This is a genomic window from Ewingella sp. S1.OA.A_B6, assembly GCF_049889095.1.
GTDB lineage: Bacteria > Pseudomonadota > Gammaproteobacteria > Enterobacterales > Enterobacteriaceae > Ewingella.
In genome coordinates, this window is the sequence record NZ_JBLJFK010000001.1 from 1,133,165 (window position 1) to 1,156,489 (window position 23,325).

General features: G+C 51.5%; 20 protein-coding genes. 6 read left to right on the forward strand and 14 right to left on the reverse strand.

The features are described from left to right. Nucleotides 1-57: 57 nt before the first annotated feature. From ACMV8I_RS05405 to ACMV8I_RS05420, 4 genes are all read right to left on the reverse strand, one after another. Complete coding sequence (locus tag ACMV8I_RS05405; protein WP_498864152.1) at nt 58-765, reverse strand: FadR/GntR family transcriptional regulator; 708 nt, start codon at nt 763-765, stop codon at nt 58-60. A gap of 95 nt (nt 766-860) precedes the next feature. Then, nucleotides 861-1,637, reverse strand: a complete 777-nt coding sequence (locus ACMV8I_RS05410) for an SDR family NAD(P)-dependent oxidoreductase (protein WP_498864153.1) — start codon at nt 1,635-1,637, stop codon at nt 861-863. A gap of 73 nt (nt 1,638-1,710) precedes the next feature. After that, nucleotides 1,711-3,828 (reverse strand): heparinase II/III domain-containing protein, encoded by a 2,118-nt coding sequence (locus ACMV8I_RS05415; protein ID WP_498864154.1) that lies wholly within the window; start codon nt 3,826-3,828, stop codon nt 1,711-1,713. After that, complete coding sequence (locus ACMV8I_RS05420; protein WP_498864732.1) at nt 3,825-5,123, reverse strand: alginate lyase family protein; 1,299 nt, start codon at nt 5,121-5,123, stop codon at nt 3,825-3,827. Before ACMV8I_RS05420 ends, ACMV8I_RS05415 begins: the two co-directional genes overlap by 4 nt. A gap of 308 nt (nt 5,124-5,431) precedes the next feature. Between ACMV8I_RS05420 and ACMV8I_RS05425 the strand changes: the two genes are divergently transcribed. Together ACMV8I_RS05425 and ttcA are read left to right on the forward strand one after the other, a co-directional pair. Further along, entirely contained in the window at nt 5,432-7,231 is a 1,800-nt protein-coding gene (locus tag ACMV8I_RS05425) for a sodium:solute symporter family transporter (RefSeq protein WP_498864155.1), read from the forward strand. 165 nt (nt 7,232-7,396) lie between these two features. Then, nucleotides 7,397-8,323: a tRNA 2-thiocytidine(32) synthetase TtcA gene (gene ttcA / locus ACMV8I_RS05430; protein ID WP_498864156.1), complete on the forward strand. Its 927-nt coding sequence runs from the start codon at nt 7,397-7,399 to the stop codon at nt 8,321-8,323. Nucleotides 8,324-8,397: 74 nt separating this feature from the next. Here the strand turns inward: ttcA and ACMV8I_RS05435 are convergent, their stop codons facing one another. The 3 genes from ACMV8I_RS05435 to ACMV8I_RS05445 form a co-directional block, all read right to left on the reverse strand. Beyond that, on the reverse strand, nt 8,398-9,081 hold the full coding sequence (locus ACMV8I_RS05435; RefSeq protein ID WP_498864157.1) for a hypothetical protein: 684 nt from the start codon (nt 9,079-9,081) through the stop codon (nt 8,398-8,400). A gap of 274 nt (nt 9,082-9,355) precedes the next feature. Next, nucleotides 9,356-10,339 carry a zinc transporter ZntB gene (zntB, locus tag ACMV8I_RS05440; RefSeq protein WP_498864158.1) on the reverse strand — a complete coding sequence of 328 codons (984 nt, stop codon included), beginning with the start codon at nt 10,337-10,339 and terminating at the stop codon, nt 9,356-9,358. Nucleotides 10,340-10,539: 200 nt separating this feature from the next. Next, entirely contained in the window at nt 10,540-12,174 is a 1,635-nt protein-coding gene (locus ACMV8I_RS05445) for an ABC transporter substrate-binding protein (protein ID WP_498864159.1), read from the reverse strand. 238 nt (nt 12,175-12,412) lie between these two features. Here ACMV8I_RS05445 and mpaA point away from each other — a divergent pair, with 238 nt between their 5' ends. Further along, nucleotides 12,413-13,123, forward strand: coding sequence for a murein tripeptide amidase MpaA (gene mpaA, locus ACMV8I_RS05450; RefSeq protein ID WP_498864160.1), 711 nt, complete (start codon nt 12,413-12,415; stop codon nt 13,121-13,123). Between the two features lie 29 nt (nt 13,124-13,152). Here mpaA and ycjG read toward each other — a convergent pair whose 3' ends face one another. Next, nucleotides 13,153-14,130: an L-Ala-D/L-Glu epimerase gene (gene ycjG / locus ACMV8I_RS05455; RefSeq protein WP_498864161.1), complete on the reverse strand. Its 978-nt coding sequence runs from the start codon at nt 14,128-14,130 to the stop codon at nt 13,153-13,155. Between the two features lie 158 nt (nt 14,131-14,288). Between ycjG and tpx the strand changes: the two genes are divergently transcribed. Continuing rightward, nucleotides 14,289-14,795, forward strand: coding sequence for a thiol peroxidase (gene tpx / locus ACMV8I_RS05460; protein ID WP_498864162.1), 507 nt, complete (start codon nt 14,289-14,291; stop codon nt 14,793-14,795). Nucleotides 14,796-14,878: 83 nt separating this feature from the next. On the opposite strand, the gene tyrR is transcribed toward tpx, so the two are convergent. After that, nucleotides 14,879-16,450 (reverse strand): transcriptional regulator TyrR, encoded by a 1,572-nt coding sequence (tyrR, locus tag ACMV8I_RS05465; protein WP_498864163.1) that lies wholly within the window; start codon nt 16,448-16,450, stop codon nt 14,879-14,881. A 254-nt stretch (nt 16,451-16,704) separates the two neighbouring features. Here tyrR and xthA point away from each other — a divergent pair, with 254 nt between their 5' ends. Further along, entirely contained in the window at nt 16,705-17,514 is an 810-nt protein-coding gene (xthA, locus tag ACMV8I_RS05470; RefSeq protein WP_498864164.1) for an exodeoxyribonuclease III, read from the forward strand. 10 nt (nt 17,515-17,524) lie between these two features. After that, nucleotides 17,525-17,920 carry a pyrimidine (deoxy)nucleoside triphosphate diphosphatase gene (locus tag ACMV8I_RS05475; protein WP_498864165.1) on the forward strand — a complete coding sequence of 132 codons (396 nt, stop codon included), beginning with the start codon at nt 17,525-17,527 and terminating at the stop codon, nt 17,918-17,920. 84 nt (nt 17,921-18,004) lie between these two features. Here ACMV8I_RS05475 and ACMV8I_RS05480 read toward each other — a convergent pair whose 3' ends face one another. From ACMV8I_RS05480 to ACMV8I_RS05500, 5 genes are all read right to left on the reverse strand, one after another. Beyond that, complete coding sequence (locus tag ACMV8I_RS05480) at nt 18,005-19,108, reverse strand: porin (protein WP_498864166.1); 1,104 nt, start codon at nt 19,106-19,108, stop codon at nt 18,005-18,007. Between the two features lie 234 nt (nt 19,109-19,342). After that, the gene (locus ACMV8I_RS05485) at nt 19,343-20,374 is read right to left on the reverse strand and encodes an extracellular solute-binding protein (protein WP_498864167.1); all 1,032 of its coding nucleotides are present in this window, start codon (nt 20,372-20,374) and stop codon (nt 19,343-19,345) included. A gap of 111 nt (nt 20,375-20,485) precedes the next feature. Next, nucleotides 20,486-21,325 carry an ABC transporter permease gene (locus ACMV8I_RS05490; protein ID WP_498864168.1) on the reverse strand — a complete coding sequence of 280 codons (840 nt, stop codon included), beginning with the start codon at nt 21,323-21,325 and terminating at the stop codon, nt 20,486-20,488. After that, entirely contained in the window at nt 21,322-22,170 is an 849-nt protein-coding gene (locus ACMV8I_RS05495) for an ABC transporter permease (protein WP_498864733.1), read from the reverse strand. Before ACMV8I_RS05495 ends, ACMV8I_RS05490 begins: the two co-directional genes overlap by 4 nt. 11 nt (nt 22,171-22,181) lie before the next feature. After that, nucleotides 22,182-23,267, reverse strand: coding sequence for an ABC transporter ATP-binding protein (locus tag ACMV8I_RS05500; RefSeq protein ID WP_498864169.1), 1,086 nt, complete (start codon nt 23,265-23,267; stop codon nt 22,182-22,184). Between the last annotated feature and the right edge of the window lie 58 nt (nt 23,268-23,325).

Sequence of the window (23,325 nt, forward strand, 5' to 3'; positions counted from 1 at the left end):
CCACGGCCTTGAATTTTAAGTTAAAGTTAAAAAATATTCTTGGGCTGCACCCCAAACTTAAACGTGAAGTCGATGCTTGTGCCCTTTCATCAAACTCAGCGACGCGCTATAAGCCGCGCCTTCATCACCGGCCATAATGGCCTCATAAATCAGTTTATGCTCATTGAGACACATCCCGCCCTCTTTGGATGAGTATGAAATGAACCACTTGAAAATAGTGGTCAGCACATTACCAAACGGCACATAAAAACAGTTGCCGGAGGCGATGAAGATCGTGCGGTGAAACTGGGTATCGATCTCCACCCACTGCGCTTGATCAAACTGTTCTGCAACCTGACACATTTGCCGGTAAATTCGTGACAGCTCAATACGCTGCTCTTTATTGGCATTCACGGCAGCCAGCGCGGTGGCGTGAGGCTCAATCGCCCGACGGAACTCAAGAAACTGGTGATAGACCTCTTCGGTCGCATCCATGCCCTGCATCCAGTCCAGCAACTGCGGATCAAGCATATTCCACAGTGGCCGCTCTTTGACGCGGGTACCGATTTTAGGGCGAGACTCCAGCAACCCTTTGGAGGTCAGCAATTTTAACGCTTCACGTAGCGCAGTGCGGCTGACGCCAAACTGTTCACCCAGTTCAACTTCACTCGGCAATATGGCTCCCGGGGCAAGCTCGCCGGAGAGGATCTTGCGGGCAATGTCGCGCGCAATATGGGTATTCAGGCCCCGGGTCATGCCCACGGCAGTCTCGAACTGCATACTCATTCATCATCCCTTAATTTCTGCGCTTAACCGCGGTTATGATAGCCGAAGCCACGATACGCTGCACGGTGCAGCGTCCCGTTTCACGGCCTTGCCTCTTACGGAGCCATTTGTCCGCCGTTAACATCGAGGATCTGCCCGGTAATGTAACCGCTGCAGGCGTGCGAGGCGAAGAACAAGAAGCTAGGTGCCAGTTCTTCACTGGTGCCAAAACGGCCCATGGCAATGCCACTGGAAATTTTGTCGCGTACTTCTGCGCTTTTATCCGCATGGAAAACCGTATCGATGGTACCGGGAGAAACCACGTTGAAACGGATATTGTCTTTGGTGAACTCTTTCACCCAGTTGCGGTGAATATTGTGCAGCCAGGCTTTTGACGCCGCATAAATTGCCGCACCTGGGCCACCGCCTTCGCGACCGGCAATCGAACCGGTGCTGATCACCGAGGTGGTGTTACCACTTTGTTTGGCGGCGCTGCGCAGATGAGGAATAGCATATTTAGTGACCATCAGCGCAGAACGGGCATTGAGATCCATCACATGCTTATAAAATTCGTCGTCAATACTTTCCAGACCTTTTCGTCCACCCAAGCCACCGGCGTTATTGATTAATACGTCGATACCGCCGAAGCGTTCAACAAAAGCGGTAACCAGTTGTTCACACTGTTCGGTTTGCGTCAGGTCTGCGGCGAAATACTCCACCTCACCACCCAGCGCTGCCACCTCTTTGGCAAGAGCCTGAAGACTGGCATCACTGCGTTGCCCGTTAAGGCCGACTTTGGCACCTGCACGAGCAAAAGCCTGCGCTGTCGCTAAACCGATCCCTTTAGTTGAGCCGGTAATTAACACGCGTTTGTTTTTTAGATCACTGAACATAAAAACTCCTTTAACAGGATGGAAGGTGTAGGGACATTTTTTTCTGAAAAAGATGAATTGAAAACGGATAGCATCATGACATCCACGCTGTGCTGAACTCTGCACCCGCATCGGGAATGTCATGGTTATTAATCATCACCCGTAAAATACGTGCGTCAATGCAGTAGATATGTATTTCGGACTGTGCCGCGCTGTGCGAAAACACACTGACACGTGCGACTTTCCCTCGTGCATCGCGAGATGTTTCCGTCGCTTCATCAAAGGATCCGTGGCTTTCAATTACGCTGGCAAACAGCGCATTCGCGCCATGCTGGCGCAGCAATAAAGCCGGTTCATTACGCAGGTTAAAATGCGGATCGCTGGCACCGCTGCGAGCGACTATCAATTCACCACCGGACGGCATCGCACTCACCAGCGTGGTGTAGCTGTGACCATCCAGCCAGCTGAACAACACCGACTCACCGGCGGCAACGTCTGCCCGCGCACAGTCCCACAGATGCTGGTAGCCATGGTGGGTGCCCAGTGGTCTGAGCGTTTCTGAAACCTGAAGTTCGGCATCACTGCGTACAAACTGACCGAGATGATGCAGGCAATAATCATATTGATGGGTTAACGCACTGATGACGCGGAACACATCCACCAGTAAAGGTTGTTCGAACTCAGGCAGGTGCAGCATCAGCACGGTACGCTGCATCATGATACCCGGATAGTAACCATGCAGACGGGCGCTCATGCCCTGTCCGTCCGGATGATCGGTCACAAAAAAGTGACGTTCTCCCCAGCGCTTTTCCGCTTCACTACTCTGCCCCTGGTTCTGGCTCTGCTCATCCACCACCAACGTATTGTGGGCGACCGTTTGCTTACAGTAGCTATTGTTTTCCGGGATATAGCGTCCGCCGAACTTGGGTTCAACGTTAACCCAGCGCCCGAAACCATAATCACGCAGCGACTCACGCCCGTTGTTGAACAGACTCAGGTGCAGGCCGTCGAAATGCCCGTGGTTCAGCGCAGAATGCAGCCGGGGAATACTGCCGTGTTGGCCATACCACATCAATGCCATAGAGAGATCACCGCGTGCATCTTGATGCCGTAAAATCGCCAACTCACCCTGCTCGCCTTCCGGCCCATCCGACAAGGTCAGGCTGCCCCAGTTGTGTTGCGGCACTGGCTGGTCTTGCATCGCAACTGACAGCGCCAACCCCGCAGCACTCACCCATAGATTGCTTTGCTGGCAGGCCGTGGCGATCCACTGGGGATGGTGACCATAGCGATGGAAACAGACGCTGACCGCCACCACCGCACCGTCATCATGAATATTCATGCTCTTTGAGGCGTCATTGAGCGCCGGCAGCGTGCCGTCAGGAAACGCGCACTGCATCAGGGCTTCGCAGGTTTTACGGATGATTTGCCCGCGAAATTGATAAATCTGTAATTCTGGCTGGCGACGATAAATAGCTTCGGCCAGCAACAGCATAGGGCGTAGCGCAAAACGCTGGTAATACGGTCCTTCAATATAATAGCCATCAGGGGAAAACAGCTGAGAGAGTTGGGCAAAAAATCCGCCGCTTTCACTGTCACCTTTCAGCCCATATAGGGCCTTCTCCACCAGTTTGCGATCGCCCATGACATACCCACACACTGCCGCCGCGGCAACAGACCAAACGCCGTGGTTATGCACGATGTCGAAATCTTTGGCATGTCGCGTCAGGGCGTCATCGGCCATGACACAAAACAGCTGGCTTTCAATGAGATCGCACTCAGCGGCGGTAAGCGTCGGCATAATGCAGTGATAACCCTCCACTGCGTAGAGCATGAACATGTTTTCATTGAGTGTTTGGTGAAAAAGACGCCCTGGCGCATTGCTGTCTTTACTGACGTTGCTGCCAAGCGAGGGGTAAATGGCCGCGTAGCCGTTGAGTAGGTTTAGCGCAAAATCCCGGTAAGCCTGCCGCCCGCAAATCATAAACAGCCGCCCGGCCAGATTGATGTAGAGGTAGTTCTGCTTGTGATGCGCATGTTCTGGCCCGCCAGCTTCCCCATGCCCTGGGATCTCAACCGGCTGCGCGATATAGCTATCAAGGGCGACTATCTGCTCGCGCAGCACGTGGCCCATCAGCGAGTCAGCCTCAAGCTCGGCGCGCAGTTGCTGCGCCTCATCAGGTGAGATAAATAGCGGCTTCCAGTCGGTCATGATGACGCGTCCCCGGTTCTCAGCGCCGGTTTGGGCGCGACATAGCCTTTGGCCCACGACGGCAGGGAGAGCAGCCAGGTTTCACGTTCGGCTTCTATTATTGCACCGCGCGTAACGTCAGCATGATAGCCGCCTTTGAGTTTCTCACCGGCTGGCGGCAGGTGGAAAGTCGCGCTGCGGATCTGCTGCTGGTAGCGGGCGGAACCGGTCGCATTATCCGCCCACGAGAGCAGCGGCACCGGCCGTATGCTGATGCGGTCCATAGTTTTGTACGGCCACGGTTTGGCGGCGTCAGTGTATTTCGCCATAAAATCTAGCGACTTGATGACACTACCCCCCTGCGGCGTCTGGTAATTCCACAGATCGATACCCTTTTTCTGCGCCAGTATGGCCATCAGACTGATGGCCTGCAGGTCAAAGTAGCTGTAATGGAAAGAGCGGGTGCGCGCCAGCTCAGCGGGCTGAGTGCCATCGGGCATCAGTTGCAGATCCAGTTTGCTTTTCATCAGGGTCGCCATCTGCCTGATGACCTGCGGCTGGTCGAGATACCAGGCAATACCCGCCACCTGCGTCACATACCAATTGCCGTGGTTGTTCTGAGTGCGGCTCTCTTTTTTAGCGATTTTATCGCCCTGTAACCACACCAAATACTCCGTCATCCATTGACGAAATGCCTGTTCGTCGGTCGCTTTCCACGCGGGATTACCATGCAGCAGGACCACAGAATCCACAATGCGGGTTGAGAAGTAGCGCCCGTCTAGTACGCCGGAATTGCGCCCCGGCGCAATGCCTGGTACACCCTGCGCAAAGTTGAGATTAGGATTCATGCGAGTATCCGGGTCGATAAACCAGCCGCGTAACAGGCTGGCAGCTTTATCGGCATATTTTTGCTCACCGGAAAAATACCAGGCTAACGTCAGGTTCTGTACCCGCGCGGTGAAATCGGCCAGCCGCACCCCATCACTCTGATCATTTTTGCTGGCCGGATTGACCTTGCCGTCCTGACGGATCCACGGTAAACCATTAGGCTTACTGTCATCCGGCCACCAGTAAGCGCTCAGACTCAGGTAGTCATGCTTCGAACCGCTGGGGGGCGTCATGCCCTTATCCGTCACACTGAGATTGGGTTTGCCCAGCGCGTTATCGGCGGTTGCCAGTAGCTGTTTATAAGCCGCTGCTGTTTGTGGCGCAGCCTGGTGGTCGCTCAGTTGCTGTTTAATCACCGCCAACTGTGCTGTATTCAGGAATGCAGGTTCTGCCGCAGCCAGTGACACACTAGAAAATAGCCCGGACATCACACTGACGCCTATCATTAAAACAGAGACTTTCATGCATTTTCCCCATGTGCGATCGTCTTGCTCATTCACTTTAGTAATACAAATAAAGCAGAAGCAGATTAAGTTAGCCACCCTAAAAACGACTTTTGCACCTTTTTATCGCGCATTAATGCCCATGAAGTGACCATTGTCACATACTGGCAACAAATATGGCCTTTCTTATTTGTAGTACTTTTAATTTCAAATCACTCTCCTACTATTGCTCATTAACTCTGACCAAAAGATAACCATAAAAACCTCACCCTACACTGAAGAGATTAACGACGATGGATATTAACGTTCTAGTGATGATTGGTTACTTCGTGTTAATGATTGCGATCAGTTACGCGTTTAAGAAGATGGCTTCCGGTTCCTCCAGCCACTATTTCCGCGGTGGCGGGCGCATGTTGTGGTGGATGGTGGGCGCGACTGCCTTCATGATCCAATTTAGTGCATGGACCTTCACCGGTGCAGCTGGACAGGCCTACCGCTACGGCTTCAATGTCGTCAGCGTATTCGCCGGTAACGTATTTGGTTATCTGGTGGCCTGGTGGTGGTTTGCCACCCGCTTTCGCCAGTTGCGCGTGGATACCGCCACTGAAGCGATCAACCACCGTTTCGGTAAAGGCAATGAGCAGTTTTTTACCTGGATGATCATCCCGTTAAGCATTCTCAGCGCCGGCGTGTGGCTCAATAGTCTGGCGGTATTTGCCAGCGCGGTGTTCAAACATGACATTACATTGACACTCTGGGTCACAGGAATAGTCGTGCTGTTGATTTCGCTGATGAGCGGAGCCTGGGGCGTGGTTGCCAGTGACTTTGTTCAGACGCTGGTAGTGGCGATTATCTCGATTGCCTGTGCGGTGGTGGCCCTGGTGAAAGTCGGTGGGCCAGTCAATCTGGTGACCGAATTCCCTTCAGGATTTATTACCGGGCCGGACGTCGGGCCGCATTACATTTCGCTGCTGGTTGCCTGCTTCCTGTTCTTCTTTATTAAAAACGTGCAGAGCATCAATAACCTGCAGGACTCCTACCGTTTTCTGAATGCCAAAGACAGCTTCAATGCCAAGAAAGCCGCGCTGTTTGCGCTGGTGCTGATGTTCGTGGGAACGCTAATTTGGTTTATTCCACCGTGGGCCGTGGCGATCCTTTATCCTGATGCCGCCACCGCGCACCCTGAACTGGGTAAAAATGCCACTGATGCGGTGTACCTGATTTTCGCCGAACGCGCGATGCCACTCGGCACCGTGGGTCTGCTGATGGCCGGTTTGTTTGCTGCCACTATGTCATCGATGGACTCAGCGCTGAACCGCAACTCGGGGATTTTCGTGCGTAGCTTCTGGACGCCCATCGTTAACCGCAATGCAGAACGCAGTGAAAAGTATCAAGTCCGGGTCGGTCAGGCTATCTGTCTGGTCAACGGCGTGCTGGTGATCTTGGTCGCACAATATATGCACACCATGCAGACTGTCAGCCTGTTCGATCTGATGATGAAAGTCGGTACACTGATGCAGGCACCTATTGTGGTGCCACTGTTCCTCGGGGTATTTATCCGTAAAACGCCCGACTGGGCAGGTTGGGCAACGGTACTGTTTGGGCTGATGGTTTCTTACGTGATAGTCAACGTGTTTACCGCGCCGGACGTGGTCAAACTGCTGGGGATGAACTTCACCAAACGGGAAATGCTCGACATCGCCATCATGTGGAATATCTTCTCGCACATGGTCTTTACCGGCGGCTTCTTCTGTCTTACTACCCTATTTTACAAAGAGCAGGCCACAGAACGCACCACCATCCGCAATAAGTTCTTTACCGATATGAAATTGCCGGTCTATGCCGATAAGGAACAGGATGAGTTTGACCGCCTGCAACGCGACAAGATCGGTAAAATATCCATGTACATGGGAGGCGGATTGTTGCTAATGGTTCTGGTGCCTAATCCGCTGTGGGGTCGTGGGTTGTTCCTGATTTGTGCTCTGTCTATCCTGATCTTTGGCTGGGTGTTACATCGTAGTGCCGAACGCGGTGCGCGAGCGGCCAAAGCCGTGCAGGCCGACAAAACAGATGCGGTCACAACGCATCGCTAATCTGCACCTTGCCTTCCTGCGGATATTCGCAGGAAGGCGCGCTTCGGCGCATAAAAAGCCCATTTTTTCACAAAATATGACTGACTTTCAGTGGCAAAATACGTACCCTACTGCGCATAGAGTCAGGCGGACTGCGCCGCAATTGCTAATGCGAAAGAGATCTTTGTGACAACTCCAATTCCAAAACAGAAATACAATCTTGATAAACTGCAAAAGCGCCTGCGTCGTGACGTGGGTAAAGCCATTGCAGATTTCGGCATGATTGAAGAAGGTGACCGTATTATGGTCTGCCTGTCCGGCGGCAAAGACAGCTACACCATGCTGGAGATTTTACGTAATCTGCAACAGAGCGCACCGGTAAATTTCGACCTGATTGCGGTTAATCTTGACCAGAAACAACCGGGTTTCCCGGCGCATGTTTTACCCGCCTATTTAGATAACCTGGGCGTGGAATATAAGATTGTCACCGAAGATACTTACGCGATCGTGAAAGAGAAGATCCCGGAAGGCAAAACGACCTGCTCACTCTGTTCACGCCTGCGTCGTGGTATTTTGTATCGTACGGCCACGGAACTGGGTTGTACCAAAATCGCGCTGGGTCATCACCGCGATGATATTTTACAAACTTTGTTCCTTAATATGTTTTACGGGGGCAAACTGAAAGGCATGCCACCGAAACTGATGAGTGACGACGGCAAGCATATCGTGATCCGCCCACTGGCTTATTGTCGTGAGAAAGATATTGAACGCTTTGCCATTGAGCGTGAATATCCTATCATTCCTTGTAACCTTTGCGGTTCACAGCCTAACCTGCAACGTCAGGTGATTGGTGACATGCTCAATGACTGGGACAAAAAATACCCGGGACGAATCGAAACCATGTTTACCGCCATGCAGAATGTCGTGCCATCGCATCTTAACGACGCCAGCCTGTTTGATTTCAAAGGCATTCGGCACGGCAGTGAAGTGGTAGACGGCGGTGATATTGCGTTTGACCGCGAAGATATTCCGATGCAGCCCGTTGGCTGGCAGCCGCAACATGATGAAAACGTCGCAGCAATTGAACGTTTAAACGTATTCGAAATTAAATAATTCAAAACAATAAAAAAAGCAGTACTACAAAACTCGCCCGTTTCATATTGAAGCGGGCTTTTTTTATCCGCGTTTCAAGCCAGAAATTCCACCTGCTGCCAGTTGTAGTTACACATAACCAGCCTGACCGGCAATGAAATATCACCGAAGTTGTGGTTCTGAAAACGCAGAAAGAGAGCATGCAGCTCGGGAGAAATAAACTCAGCGTTATAACGCAATAACGTGCTGTGCCAGAAAAGCTGGGGGATATCGCCAGAAGGGTAACGCGCTCTAACGTTGTCTTGCCACCTTGAGTCCAGCAGCGCGCCAGCAAGACGTTTTCGAACGTCCAGACTCTGCTGATCGGGAATACCCGCCAATAAGATCTGATTAGGCAGCGCCACCAGGCGTAGTTGGCTGATGTGCATGACATGACCGGCGCAGCAGCGGTTAAAAATAGCGGCAACCTCTTCCCGCTCATCAGCCTGTCCCACACTGTCATAGAGCGCATTAGAAATAGGGAAAAAGCTAAAATGCACGCCACTGGCAGGATTGAGATCCGCTAACGGATCGTCTTGTGTTACTTCTTGCATCGCGCTGAGAAGTAGCAACAGCTCAGGACCCAGTTCGGGTCGGTTACCGCTGGAAAATGCCAACTTAGTCGGATGATAAAAAGGCTTGTCACGCACGGAGCCGCATCCATCAGACCGCTCCCACAGCTTCAGCGTGTTTTGAGTAACATCATTGTAGGCCTGATGAATACGTTCAAACGGTGACATAAAAATCTCCCAGTTCGATCAAAATAAACGCAGATGCATCTCAGGATGACTAGCAAACCGCCAACTGGCGACAAAACCCCAAAAAGATTGCGCGAAATCAACATATACGCAGCGCAACGAGTCCAGTATCTATCCCGCAGGTGAATGCAACGTCAAGCGATGGGCGTTGTGCTCCATATTGTCTTATTTCAAATTTTTTAGAATTAATCCGCTAGATACTTTAATTCGAATGACGCCGGTCTTCTGACCGGCTTTTTTTCGCCTACTCTCCCGACTATAACCACTTACTTCTCTTCAGCCACCAGGCGACACCGCCTACCAGAACCAGCAATGACAGACAGAAAAGGGTAAATCCATAAGGGGATGTATTACCCGGAATACCGCCGAGGTTGACCCCAAACAGTCCGGTAAGGAAAGTGGTGGGCAAAAATAGCATCGCCAGCATTGACATAGTATAGGTCCGTCGGTTGAGTGCATCGGCCATCAGCGAGCCGATTTCATCCGCCAGCACGCCTGTACGGGCAATGTTAGCATCCAGATCATCCAGTCCGCGTCCCAGTCGGTCAGCAATCTCCTGCATACGACGGCGCTCATCATCGGTCATCCACGGCAGGCGTTCGCTGGCAAGACGGGAGAACACATCTCGCTGTGGCGACATGTAACGACGCAGAACAATCAGTTGCTTACGCAACAGCGCCATCTGGCCACGTTCAGGCACCTGTTGCTCCATCAGGTCATCTTCGATATCAATGATTTTGTCATGCATATCTTCGATAAAGTCACTGGTGTGGTCGGTCAGCGCATCACACATATCCACCAACCAGCTGCCGGTATCGGTTGGGCCGGTGCCGTGCTGCATGTCAGAGATCATCTCGTCCATCGAAAAAACTTTGCGGTGGCGCGTAGAGACGATCATTTTATCAGTGAGGTAAACGCGGATGGTGACCAATTGATCAGGGCGTGAATTGGCATTGAGATTGATACTGCGCAGAGTAACGAGCGTTCCTTCGCCCATGCGTAGAACTTTCGGGCGGACGCTCTCACCGGCCAATGCTTCACGCACGTTGTCAGGCAGAATTGGCGTCGTGTTGATCCACTGTTCGCTGGCGGGCAGCGTGTAGTCCAGATGCAGCCAGCACGGTTTTTCATCACTGGCGACACACTGGGTATTAATTTCATTTACGCCACCTTTGCCATCTAACTGATAGGCGTACACTGCATCAGAAACCTGAAGATCTTTGCCCTTAATGACTTCCACGACATTCCTCGCTGCTTTATTCGTTATATTCCCCAGTTTAGCGTTTAACACCAACCTGAGGAACCTTCGGTTGATTCCTGCGTTTCGGCCAACTGAGGCATCACGCTGCAAGCCGAATGCCTTGATCTGGACTGATTAGCTTATAGCAAAAAAAGAGCGCCGGTTAATTCCGGCGCTCTTTGCCTTTTTGATGTGGGAAATCAGTGCTTAAGAATATACATCTCTTGGCTGTAAGCCACGTCTTCAGGGTTAGTGATCGGATAACCTTTCACCCAAGGCTTAATCAGACGGCCATTGGTGTACTGGTAAATTGGTGCGATCGGAGCCTGCTCGGCGATGATCTGCTCAGCCTGGTTGTAATCTGTGTTGCGGCGGGCGTCGTTGGTTTCCCGGCTGGCGTCGCTGAGGGCTTTGTCGTAACTCGCGTTGCTAAATTTACTGATGTTGCTGTTATGGGTTGAGGTCAGCAGCGACAGGAAAGTGGAGGCTTCGTTGTAATCGCCTACCCACGAAGCGCGGATCACGTCGAAATTACCGGTATTACGGCTGTCAATGTAGGTTTTCCACTCCTGATTGACCAGTTTGACGTCAACACCCAGCGTCTTTTTCCACATCGATGCCACGGCAATGGCGATCTTCTGGTGGCTTTCAGATGTGTTGTACAGCAGCGTCAACTTGAGCGGTTTATTGGGACCATAACCTGCCGCCGCCAGCAGACTTTTCGCCTGCGCATTCAGCTCGTCCTGCGAGTACTGCTGGAGAACACTTTGCGTTGGCTTGAAGCCGTTGGTGACATCCGGCGTGAAGTGATAAGCCGGTATTTCGCCGGTGCCCAACACTTTTTCAGCGATGATTTTGCGGTCAATACTGTAAGACAGGGCCTTACGCACGCGCATATCATTGGTCGGTGCCCGTTGGGTATTAAAAGCGTAGTAATAGGTCCCTAGCTGGAATGGCGTATAAACCTGGTCCGGAATATCTTTGAGCAGCTTCTGGTACTGATCTTTCGGGAAGGATTCAGTGATGTCGATATCGTCAGCCAGATAACGTTTGGTCGCATTCGACTCTTTGTTGATCGGCACGAAGGTAACTTTGGTCAGCACGGTATGGGCATGGTCCCAATAGTAAGGATTAGGCTCGAGCACCAGCTTTTCATTGACCACACGCTCTTTAAGCACGTAGGCACCGTTACCCACCAGATTGCCGGGTTTAGTCCAGTCTTCACCAAATTTCTCCACCGTGGCCTGATGTACCGGGAACAAACTGAAGTTTGCCAGCAGGCTGACAAAATAAGGCACCGGGCGCACCAACTGCACTTTAAGCTGGGTATCACTGATGGCTGTCACGCCCAGTTGGTCCACCGGCATTTTGCCGGCAATAATGGCATCAGCATTTTGAATGCCGGCCAGACCGGCAAACCATGCACCGGACGATAAGCCTTTCGGATCCACCAGACGCCGCCAGCTGTAGACAAAGTCTTTGGCCGTGACCGGATCGCCATTAGACCAGCGGGCATTTTTTCGCAGGGTGAATATAAAGGTCTGATTGTCCTGAGTCCGCCAGCTTTCTGCCACGCCTGGCACATTTTTACCGTTAGCATCCTGATTCACCAGCCCTTCAAACAGATCGCGCGCCACCTGGGCTTCTGGCAAACCGATCACCTTGGTGGGATCCAGCGAGGCGGGCTCGTCTTTAATGTGACGAACGATCTCCTGCTTATCGGCAAGCTGCGTTCCGGCTGGAACCTGAGCCGCCGTCGCAGTACCCAAAAAGAGCGCGATCAACCCGCCGCAAACCGTGTAAGAAAATGGACGAAACAGTTTTCCCTCAAGCATGAACTTCCCCTGACAACCGATTGATTTAATGATGTTCAGGAGTTGTATCATTCATTGAATTGATACCCTATAAAAATTCGCTATAGATCGGTCTTAGCGCACAAAACTTCAGCGAAGAAAACGGAGAAAGAAAAGAAAAGGTATTAAATGTCCGACACGAAACAATAAAGCTACATTCCGGCGGCAAACTGCGGTAAAAAAAGCCATCCTGATCCCATATCTGTTCTGGAACACATTTATGACTGACATTCGCCCCCGACCCCTGCGTGGACGATTAAGCAATCTCGGCACGCCTTATGGCAAATCCCTGCTTGGTGCGCCGCTGATCTACTTCCCGGCAAACGAACCCGATCACACCACCGGGCTGATTCTGGCCGGTACCCACGGAGACGAAACCGCAGCGGTGGTGTCACTGTCCTGTGCCCTGCGCTGCATTGAACCGACTCGGCTCAGGCATCACGTGGTGCTGGCGGTTAACCCAGATGGTTGTCAGTTAGGGCTGCGGGCCAATGCTAACGGAGTTGACCTCAATCGCAACTTTCCCAGCGCCAACTGGCAAAGCGGCGAAACGGTATATCGCTGGAACAGCGCGGCTGATGAACGGGACGTACTGCTGTCAACCGGCGTCCAGGCGGGTTCTGAGTTGGAGACGCAGGCACTGTGTCATTTGATCCAAAAACTGACCCCAAAATGGGTAGTGACCTTCCATGAGCCTCTGGCCTGCATCGAAGATCCACACAGTTCAACTCTTGGCGCATGGCTGGCGCAGGCCTTCGAGCTGCCGCTGGTGACCAGCGTTGGTTATGCCACGCCGGGTTCTTTTGGCAGTTGGTGTACGGATATCAGTCTGCCTTGCATTACCGCAGAATATCCGCCGGTTTCCGCCGACTACGCCAGTGAAGTCTACCTGCAGGCGCTGGTGGATTTACTGACCGGCGTGGCACAATAGCGGTGACCTGTAGCACCCGACCTGTAAAACTATTGTGACGCGCTGAGGTCAATCACGCCGCAGTGGAAAGCCAGCGCAGGTTCAACATCCTGCGCCAGCCAGGTCGGGCCGTCCAGGTCAATGAATCTGGCCCCGACGGTGAGCGGCAACGCAGCGCGAACCGCACGCGACGTACACAGCATGCAGCCGAGCATGATGTCAAAACCCTGCTCACGCGCCTGCTGTGCCAGAGCCAACGCGCCGGTCAACCCGCCGGTTTTGTCAAGCTTAATATTGACCATCTCATAGCGCCCTTTCAGACCCGGCAAATCCTCAACCGTATGGCAGCTTTCATCGGCGCAAATCGGCAACGGGTGAATAAAGTTTTCCAGCATCTCATCCTGCCCGGCGGGTAGAGGCTGTTCGAGCATCATGACGCCCAAATCCGCCAGCAACTGACAACGCGCCGCCAACCCTTCGCTTTGCCACGACTCATTGGCATCAACAATGAGCGTAACCTGAGGCACGGCACTGCGAATAGCCACCATACGCTCGGTGATCAGATGGTCATCCAGTTTAATCTTCAGCAACGTCGCCCCCTTTTTCTGATGGGTGCTGGCGGCCTCGGCCATCGCTTCCGGCGTATCCACACTCAGCGTTTGCGCCATACTGATGCAAGAGAGCGGCGTAATGCCGGTCAGTTGCCACAGCGTCTGGCCAGTCAGCTGACTTTCGAGGTTCCACAATGCGCAGTCAAGCGCATTGCGCGCAGCACCGGCAGGCAGTAGATTCTGCAATTCTGCGCGACCCGCACCCTGCTCAATCGCCGTAAGAACGCTGGCAATTTGCGCCATCACGCTGCTTTCACTTTCGCCATAACGCGGATACGGCGTGCACTCTCCAATACCGCGCACACCGTTTTCTTCTATCTCTACGGCAACCACCCGCGCTTCAGTTCTGCTGCCACGGGAAATAACAAAGGCCGTATGCAACGGCCAGGCTTGCGGATAAAAGCGCACACTTCTCATTGATGCTCCTGACGACTCTTTACGCTGCCTTCGGCTGATGCGCGAAGGTCACCACTCAACATAGTTCACTAAAATGATTAGCAAACTTTATATACCAAATTTACATTTGATACCCTAAACTGATTGCCGTTTGTCTCATCTGTACAAAGGAAAATACCATGACCCAGACAGTACATTTTCAGAGCAACCCTGTCAGCGTTGCTGGCCAGCTTCCACAACAAGGCGACGTTGCCAAGCCTTTCACTTTAGTCGCAAAAGATCTCTCTGATGTCAGCCTGAGCAGTTTTGTGGGTAAACGCAAGGTGTTGAATATTTTCCCAAGCATTGATACCGGCGTTTGTGCCGCTTCTGTGCGTAAATTCAATCAGTTGGCTGGCGAAATCGACAACACCGTGGTGCTGTGTATTTCTGCTGACCTGCCGTTTGCACAGTCACGTTTTTGCGGCGCTGAGGGCTTGTCACACGTAGTTACCCTCTCCACCCTGCGCGGCGGCGAATTCAAAAATGAGTACGGTGTCGCGATCACTGATGGTCCTCTTTCAGGACTGACTGCTCGTGCAGTGGTGGTGCTGGATGGTCAGGACAACGTACTGTACAGCCAGTTGGTAGATGAAATCACCACCGAGCCTGATTATGACGCTGCACTGGCCGTGCTAAAAAAATAATTGCGCGCCGCGTAAACACTAAACAACAAAGCCCTGCGGTTCAATGCAGGGCTTTTTCTTTATTATCGCCAGAAACAGACAGCTTATTCGTCGCGGGTGTCAGACTTTCTGCTGCTTAAACCATATTCACGCAGTTTGTTGGCAATGGCGGTATGAGAAACCCCCAGACGCTTGGCCAGTTTGCGGGTACTGGGATAAGTGCGGTAAAGACGGGTCAGCACCGAACGCTCAAAACGCTTGCTAATGTCATCAAGCGAGCCGTTCAGCACCTCTTCGCCGAGCGTCACTTCCGCATCGAAATCTGGCAATACAATATCCTGCGGGCGCAGTTCACCGCCTTCGAGCTGGGTCAACGCGCGGTAAATGGCATTTTTCAACTGCCTGACGTTGCCAGGCCAACCGTAATGGGTCAGATAATTCGCCAGCTGCGGTGAAAGTTTTGGTTGGGGCATACCCTGCTCATCGGCAAGTCGCGCCACGAACAGTTCGGTCAACGGCATGACATCAGCCTGACGTTCACGTAACGGCGGTAAAGTCAGCGACAGTACGTTGAGCCGATAGTAGAGATCTTCGCGGAATTCACCACGCTGCACCAGTTCCACCAGATTCTTCTGCGTGGCGCACATCACCCGCACGTCAACGCGCACTTCATGTTCTTCGCCAACGCGGCGGAAGGTGCCGTCGTTAAGGAACCTCAGCAGTTTAATTTGCATACGTGGCGACATTTCGCCGATCTCATCCAGCAGGACTGAACCGCCATTGGCTTGTTCGAAGAAGCCTTTTTTACCCTCAAGCGCATTTGGATAAGCGCCTGCGGCATAACCAAACAGTTCGCTCTCAACCACTTCATCCGGCAACGACGCGCAGTTGAGGCCCAGAAACGCGTTCTTGCCCCGTGCGCTTCGCAGATGGCAGGCATGTGCCAACAAATCTTTGCCCGTGCCGGTATCACCGACGATCAGCAATGGCGCATCGAGCATCGCCAGTTTGCGTGCCTGATCCAGCACCTGTCGCATTTTGCCGCTGACCGCCACGATGTGGTCGAACTCACTGTCATCATTAACCGCTAAATCCTGCAACTGACGTCCCATCCGCGCAGCAGATTTAAGCATGACCACCGCACCCACCACTTCGCTGACTTGACGTTCATCGTCATTAAACTGAATTGGCGTCAGGTCCATCAGGAAGTCTTGACTGCGGATCACCACCCGTTCGGCGTGCGGACGTTGGCTGTCATGCTCCAGCCAACGCGTAATGTTGTAACCTGGGATCAGGCTGGCGGCGGTCTGCTGGCGGATTTTATCTTCATCGAGTTCGAACAGTGCCTGTGCTGCCGGGTTGACCAGCTCAACTTTGCCTTTCATATCAATAGAAAACACCGGTTCTGGCATAGACGCTAACAGCGCCCGCAGTGCACGGTGTTCACGCTCCGATGGCATAAAAGGTACGGTGCGTACGTCAGTTACGCCCTCAATACGGCGAATTTCGACCATCAGTGCACGAAAAGTATCAAAGTCCAGTTGGGAAAAATTGAGGTAGATACGACCAATGGAGGCAATTTCAATGCCGCGCAAATCGATGCTGCGTAGCACCAATAAATCGAGTAACTCTCTGGCAAGACCCAGGCGGTCTTCGCAAAAAACTTCCAGACGCATCAGTGTTGACCTTTTTCTGTCGGTGCGGAAATCGCTTGGGGCATAATACTCTTTCATATACAGCCAAAGAAGAGACTGTCACAAAATGTTGACAGAAATTTCCACTAAATGTCTGAGTCGCACAGTGTTATGAACGGTTGCCATGCACCGCACAACCCTACGCAAGCGTAGCTTTACAGCGGGCTCCACGTACCATTCGGAAAAATAATCTGCTAACATCGACACCTAATTTCATCGCCAAATGGTTCCCGACTATGAAGTTCATCTCATTTAATATCAATGGATTGCGCGCTCGCCCGCATCAGCTCGCCGCGATCATCGAACAGCATCAGCCTGACGTTATCGGTTTGCAGGAAACCAAAGTGCATGACGATATGTTCCCGCTGGAAGAAGTCAGCCAGCACGGCTATCACGTCTTTTATCATGGGCAAAAAGGGCACTACGGCGTTGCCATGTTAACCAAGCAACAACCTGTTGCCGTGCGCCGTGGTTTTCCGGGTGACGAGGAAGAGGCACAGCGCCGCATCATCATGGCAGATATTGAAACGCCGCAGGGCCTGCTGACCGTGATTAATGGCTACTTTCCACAGGGCGAAAGCCGTGACCATCCGACCAAATTCCCCGCCAAGCAGCGCTTTTATCAAGATTTGCAGGATTACTTGACACAACACATGTCGGTGGAGAAACCGGTGCTGGTGATGGGCGATGTCAATATCAGCCCGACCGATTTAGATATTGGTATAGGTGAGGACAGTCGTAAACGCTGGTTACGCACCGGCAAATGCTCTTTCCTGCCGGAGGAGCGCGAATGGATGGAACGGCTGAAAGGCTGGGGTTTAGTTGATACTTTCCGCGCCGCTAACCCGGACGCTGCTGATAAGTATTCGTGGTTTGATTACCGCTCGCGCGGCTTCGATGAGAACCGTGGTCTGCGCATCGACCTGCTGCTGGCCAGCCAGCCTCTGGCATCCCGCTGTATTGCCACCGGCATTGATTACGATATTCGTGCGATGGAGAAACCCTCTGACCACGCACCGGTTTGGGCTGAGTTCGATCTGAAATAAGGTTCCGGCCATGAAAGTTATTGATGTCGTCGCAGCAATCATTGAACAGGATGGCAACATCCTGCTCGCACGTCGCGACGCCTCTGGCGATCAGGCCGGATTGTGGGAGTTCCCCGGCGGAAAAGTTGAAGACGGGGAAAGCCAGCCGCAGGCGCTCATCCGCGAATTACAGGAAGAGCTGGGGATCGCCGCACGGGTGGAAGAGTGGAGAGCCAGTCACGATTTTCAGCAACCTGGGCGCATCATCCGCCTGCATGCCTGGCGGGTTAGCGGGTTTACCAACATCATTTCGTTACAGTGTCACTCTGAAATTGCCTGGACTCCGCCACATGAAGCCTTTCGATTTGAACTGGCACCGGCCGATGCGCCGTTACTGGAAGCCTATTGCCGAAGTAAAGACATATAATAGGCATAATACCCCACCCCGGCGGGGAGCGACCTTCCTGCTAAGATTCACAAACACTATCTAACAACGAATTGATATGCGGAATTAGAATTGATACACCATACCAATGCCAACACTATTACTTGTACTTACACCTGCTGTCCGGGTGAAAACATTATCCTTCAAGAGATTAATTTTATAATCAGCATAAAGAACCATGTTTTTATTCAGGTAATAGTTACTTCCCACCTCGATATATTTCAAAAGATTTTCATCGCCGCCTGTAAATGTTTCACTGCTGTTACCAGAGGCGGCCAGGTTAGACCCACGTGATATCACAAAACCGACAGATGGCCGTAAACCATTCAAAAACTGGTACTGAGTCACCAACTCCAGGTTTTTAGTTTTACTGGCAAAAAGGGTGTTGGTATAAGGTGTCATATTTTTTGTTTCGCTATACATTGCAGCAAGGTAGATTTGGTTTTGATCGTACTTGATAGCAGAGGCCCAGGCAGATGCCTGACCGCCCTGACCATCGGCCTGCTGCCCGTCCGTTCTGTCAGATTGCCCCCAAGAACCGGAAATGGAAATGCCGTTATTGAAAGAGTACTGCGTTGACATGGCCACGCCGTCACCGTTGGATCGCGTCACATCGCTGCGCTCATTTTTTCCCTGATATTGCACAGCAATCCCCAAGTTTGGAACCAAGTCAAAAAGCCCCTGATTACGGTATGTTATTAGCCCTGTTGAGCGTTTGGACATAAAGTTATCGTTGCGCGCCCAACTATTTCCGCCATATATCGGCATCATATCAGTGTAAGACTCAGTATCGTACAAAGCCCCCAAACTGCGGCCATACTCCAGAGAGCCATATTTTTTCGTCGTCAACCCCACTAGCCCAAGACGGGTGGCATTACCGGTCTGAGCATCGCTTCCTTCGCTTTTATTACCGTTGAAGTTATATTCCCACTGACCATAGCCATCTAACTCATCATTAATTTTCGTTTCGCCTTTAAAGCCCATGCGTATATAGGTTTCGTCTCCATCTTCTGGTTTGTTATCAGAAAAAACGTGGCGTGCATCGACTTTGCCATAGAGATCGAGGCGGTTACCGTCTTTATTATAAATTTCACTGGCATTTGCTGATGCGTTGATAATTAGATGAGTGACAATGCTTATTAAACTGCTGATAATGATTCGTTTGCGCATAGATTAATCTGCCATAAAAAAGATATAATATTTTTCTCCACGATTTTTCTTATCGCTATTAAACAAATGTAGAAACGCAGAGAACCCTAACGACTGTTCACGTTATTTAGCAATACTTCGTTGTGGAACGATTTAGTGAGACTTCAGACTATGCATGCTGCGATAAATATCTCCTGAATGTGACCCCTCTTTTAAAAAGGAAGATAACGGCTATATCACTGACGGCGAGTTTATTTATTTCAAAATAACATTTTGTATAAATTGCTGTTTGATACGATCGCCTAATGGATGCGCAGCCCAGGTAAAGCTCTTCTGTCTGTCGGCCTGCGCGATCAACGATACGCTGGCGACGGCCAGATCGTTTTGCGGCACAGCGGCAAAAGTCTGATTCAAGCTTTTTTGGGTTGCCGGCGAGGTCAGCCAGTGGATAAACAACAATGCGGCAGCTTTATGCGGTGCATTAGCAGGAATAGCCACCATGTTGCCACCGCCCGGCATGCCGAAATCGGGGATATAAACGCGGATCCGGGTTGATATCTCGCCTTTTTTCTGTAAACCGGCGACATAATCTTCCCATGCTGGTACCAGCAAAAACTCACCCGCACTCAGGCGCGACAGGCTATCTGCGTTGGAAGCGGTTATCACGAAACGGCTCTTTTGCTGGTTGAACCAATTCCATACTGGAGCAAAGCGCGCCAGCGTTGCGTCATCCGCCTTGCCGGAGGCGTAATCTACTGATGGCGTTAGCGTGCGAACCACTGCCTCGACGAAGGCAGGTCCTGAGCCGCCATTTTCAGCATTAAGTCCAAACTCGCTGGGATGTAACGCCATAAATGCAGCAAACTGCCGTAAAGTGCGTGGTAAATCTTCCTCTTTTATCCGCTGAGGGTCATATGCGATACCGGATTGATTACCCCAGAATGCCACGCCGTAACCGTGGCTATCCGTGCCTTCAATTTGGTATTTCAGATGCCCGCTATCAGGAAGCAGAGTATTGAGTGGTCCCCAAAAAGTCTTTTGCGGCGACAACATATTGAAAGCAGCGCCACCTACTGATAAAACATCGATGTCACCTATTTTCTGGCTTTTAGCGGCCAGAAACTTGTTAATGTTGGCCTGTGCATCCCCGTCAGAGATCACCACTTTGATATCATACTGCTTTTCAAAACTAGCGACCTGCTGGCGAAAACGATCCTGAAAATACCAATTGAACCAGTTAACCTGTCCTTCCTTCCTTGCTTGCTGTTCAATTTGCGTCCAATTCATTGACTGGAGATCCTGCGCCGATGCGGTTGACAGACTCAGAAATCCTATGCAACAAAATTTAATAATATATTTCAACATGATAACTGTCTCCCGAACATGAAGGCACTCTGTCTAGCCTTTACTGCTGACCTGTGCCAGCGGATTGCTAAGCATTAAGCGTTCCGCAAATAGCATCATCAACACGTTAGGCACAATCAGCGTCAGCGAAACCACTGCGGCATTAGGGCGAATAAAATTGTAACCAAGATAGGAATAAAGAATGGTCGGTACTGTGGTGAAATCCGGTGAGCCTATAATGTATGACAGTGCAAACTCTTCTATCGACAAAATGAAAACCACGATAAGTGATGCAAAAAGTCCAGGCCGGATCACCGGTAAGTAAGCCGTGCGAAAGCACGTCAGCCTCGAGGCTGACAAATCGCGAGCAGCATCAATCACGTCCTGACGTACAAGCGTGAAGGACAACGTTAGAATGCGTACGGCATACGGCAAAAATATGACCGTATGGCTGATCATAATTGCCAGATAGCGCGAATGAATGCCCAGGTGAATCAGCAGCGAAGCGAAGAACACCGCAACCACGAAACCAGGGATGACCAGTGGGATCAGCACCAACATTTGCGCAACACCTTTGCCATAAAAGTTCAGTCGGCCAAATGCGTAAGCGGCGGGACTGGCTAATAATAAAGTGCACAGGGCTACACCCGGAGCCAACAGATAACTGTTGGTTAACGCCTGTGGAAGAGCCGTTGTGTTCCACACTTCATTCCAGCGCCTCAGAGATAGCATAGGTGGCAGTACATTGGGCCAGGCCCAGGGATGTTGAATATCGACCAGAGACCAGAGCGCGGTCAGCGCCAGTGGCACAATAAACCAAAGGAAAAAAATCGCGATGACGGCGAAAATCAACAGACTGTGAGACAGCCTGGCGTACAACTTATCAGGTCTCATGCTGACCTCCCGATGTTCACAATCACTTGTATTAACGTCGCCATCAGCAAAGAGCCGACCAGTGATAACAACATCAATACGACCGCGACCACAGCAGCCAGATTCCAGCCACTGTCGCCGCTGTCCTGCATTCTCACCATCAACTGTGCCAGAGAATTTACCGAGGTGGGTCCTGCAACAACTTGAAAAGCAAAGTCCCCTGCTGCCCCGATAAAAATCAGGATCAGTGATACCTGCACCGCACGAAGTGTCAGCGGAAGCAGTATCTGATGAAAACGGGCAAACCATGATGCGCCGAGATCACGTGCGGCATAAAGCAAGTCTTCACTGATGCCACGAACAGCCCCCGACAGAATAAGCAGTGCGAAAGGCATCTGCTTCCAGACCTGTAAAAAGACCACGCCTATCCCCATACTGTCATTTTGCATGCGCAGCGGATGGTCAATCAAACCGAGCTTTAGCAATGTGAGATTGAGGAGTCCCTGCCATGAAATGATGTTGATAAACAAAAGCGCGGCCACCAGACCATGGATCATCAACGGCGCTTTAAGCAGGCCACTGATCAATGCTGAACCTGGAAACGGTTTACGCAGCCATAACGCCAGCGGATACGCCAACGTGACTGCCAGCAATGCACTGATTGTGGCGATGCGTGCGGAGTAAGCCAGCGCCCGCCAAAACTGCGGGTTTACGGATAATTCTTGCCAATAGGCGAGGGATAAATGGTCTTTACCTGCGAAGTTATACAGGCCAAATGATTGTGAAACTGCCATGCCGATAACCAACGACATGAATACCAGGATAGGCCCCAGTACCGGCAGGATCAGCAAATAAGGCAGGATCATAGATAACCGCTTCACTGAACACGCTCCGCCAGAAAGCGAAGTTTCTGCGGCGGAAGGGAGAAAAACACCTGCTCGCCCTCCTCCTGAGTGACCTGTCCAGGTAGCTGTACGCGCCACTCGGTATCATCGTTACGGTGAGTATCCCGTTTTATACTGAGGTCGCTGATATTCCCCAGAAATCGGGTGGATGTCACAGTAAACAGGACTGTGTTTGGTGCTTCCCTAAGTGAGTGAACAAGCACGGCATCTTCCGGTCGCCAAAATACGTACACCTCACTTCCCTGAGGCGGTGTGTTGGATTCAACAGTAAATACGCCCAGTGCAGTAGAAACCCTATACTGTTTTTTACTGCGGTCCTGAGCGAGGACTTGTGCCACCATAATATTTGCAATGCCGATAAAATTAGCGACAAAGCGGTTTACCGGCGAGTAGTAGATCTCATGAGGTGTACCCATTTGCTCAATTTTCCCCGCATTCATCACAATGATCTGATCAGACATTTCGAGTGCCTCCTCCTGATCGTGAGTCACGTAGACGGCGGTAAATCCATAGCTGCGTTGTAGCTGGCGAATTTCCAGCCTGACAAGATTTCGCAGTTGTGCATCGAGATTGGACAGCGGCTCATCGAACAGGACAACGCCAGGTTGAACGACCAGCGCACGAGCCAGTGCGACACGCTGCTGTTGACCGCCAGAAAGCTGTGCAGGGAGTTTGCTAAGATGCGCGCTCAGTGAAACCCTTCGTGCTATCCCTTCCACCCGGCTTTTAATGTCTGGTCGGGGAACTTTTTTCTGCCGCAGGCCAAATGCGATATTTTCCGCCACACTCAGATGGGGAAATAACGCATATGACTGGAAGCACATGGTGGTGTTACGAAACTCAGGCGGCACACTTGACACATCGCGGCCATCTATCAGAACAGAGCCTGCATCAAGAGCAAGAAAACCGGCAATGACTTTCAGGAGTGTGGTTTTACCGCATCCCGAAGGGCCAAGAATAGTGATGAACTGACCTTTGTTGGCAGAAAATGTTATGCCGTCCAGCACTTGAAAATTGCCCAGTCGCAACTGAGCAGCATTGATATTAAGGTTACTCACAGTTTGGTGGCTCCTAGCCTATCGGTATCAAGCACATATATAATAACTATATGTTATT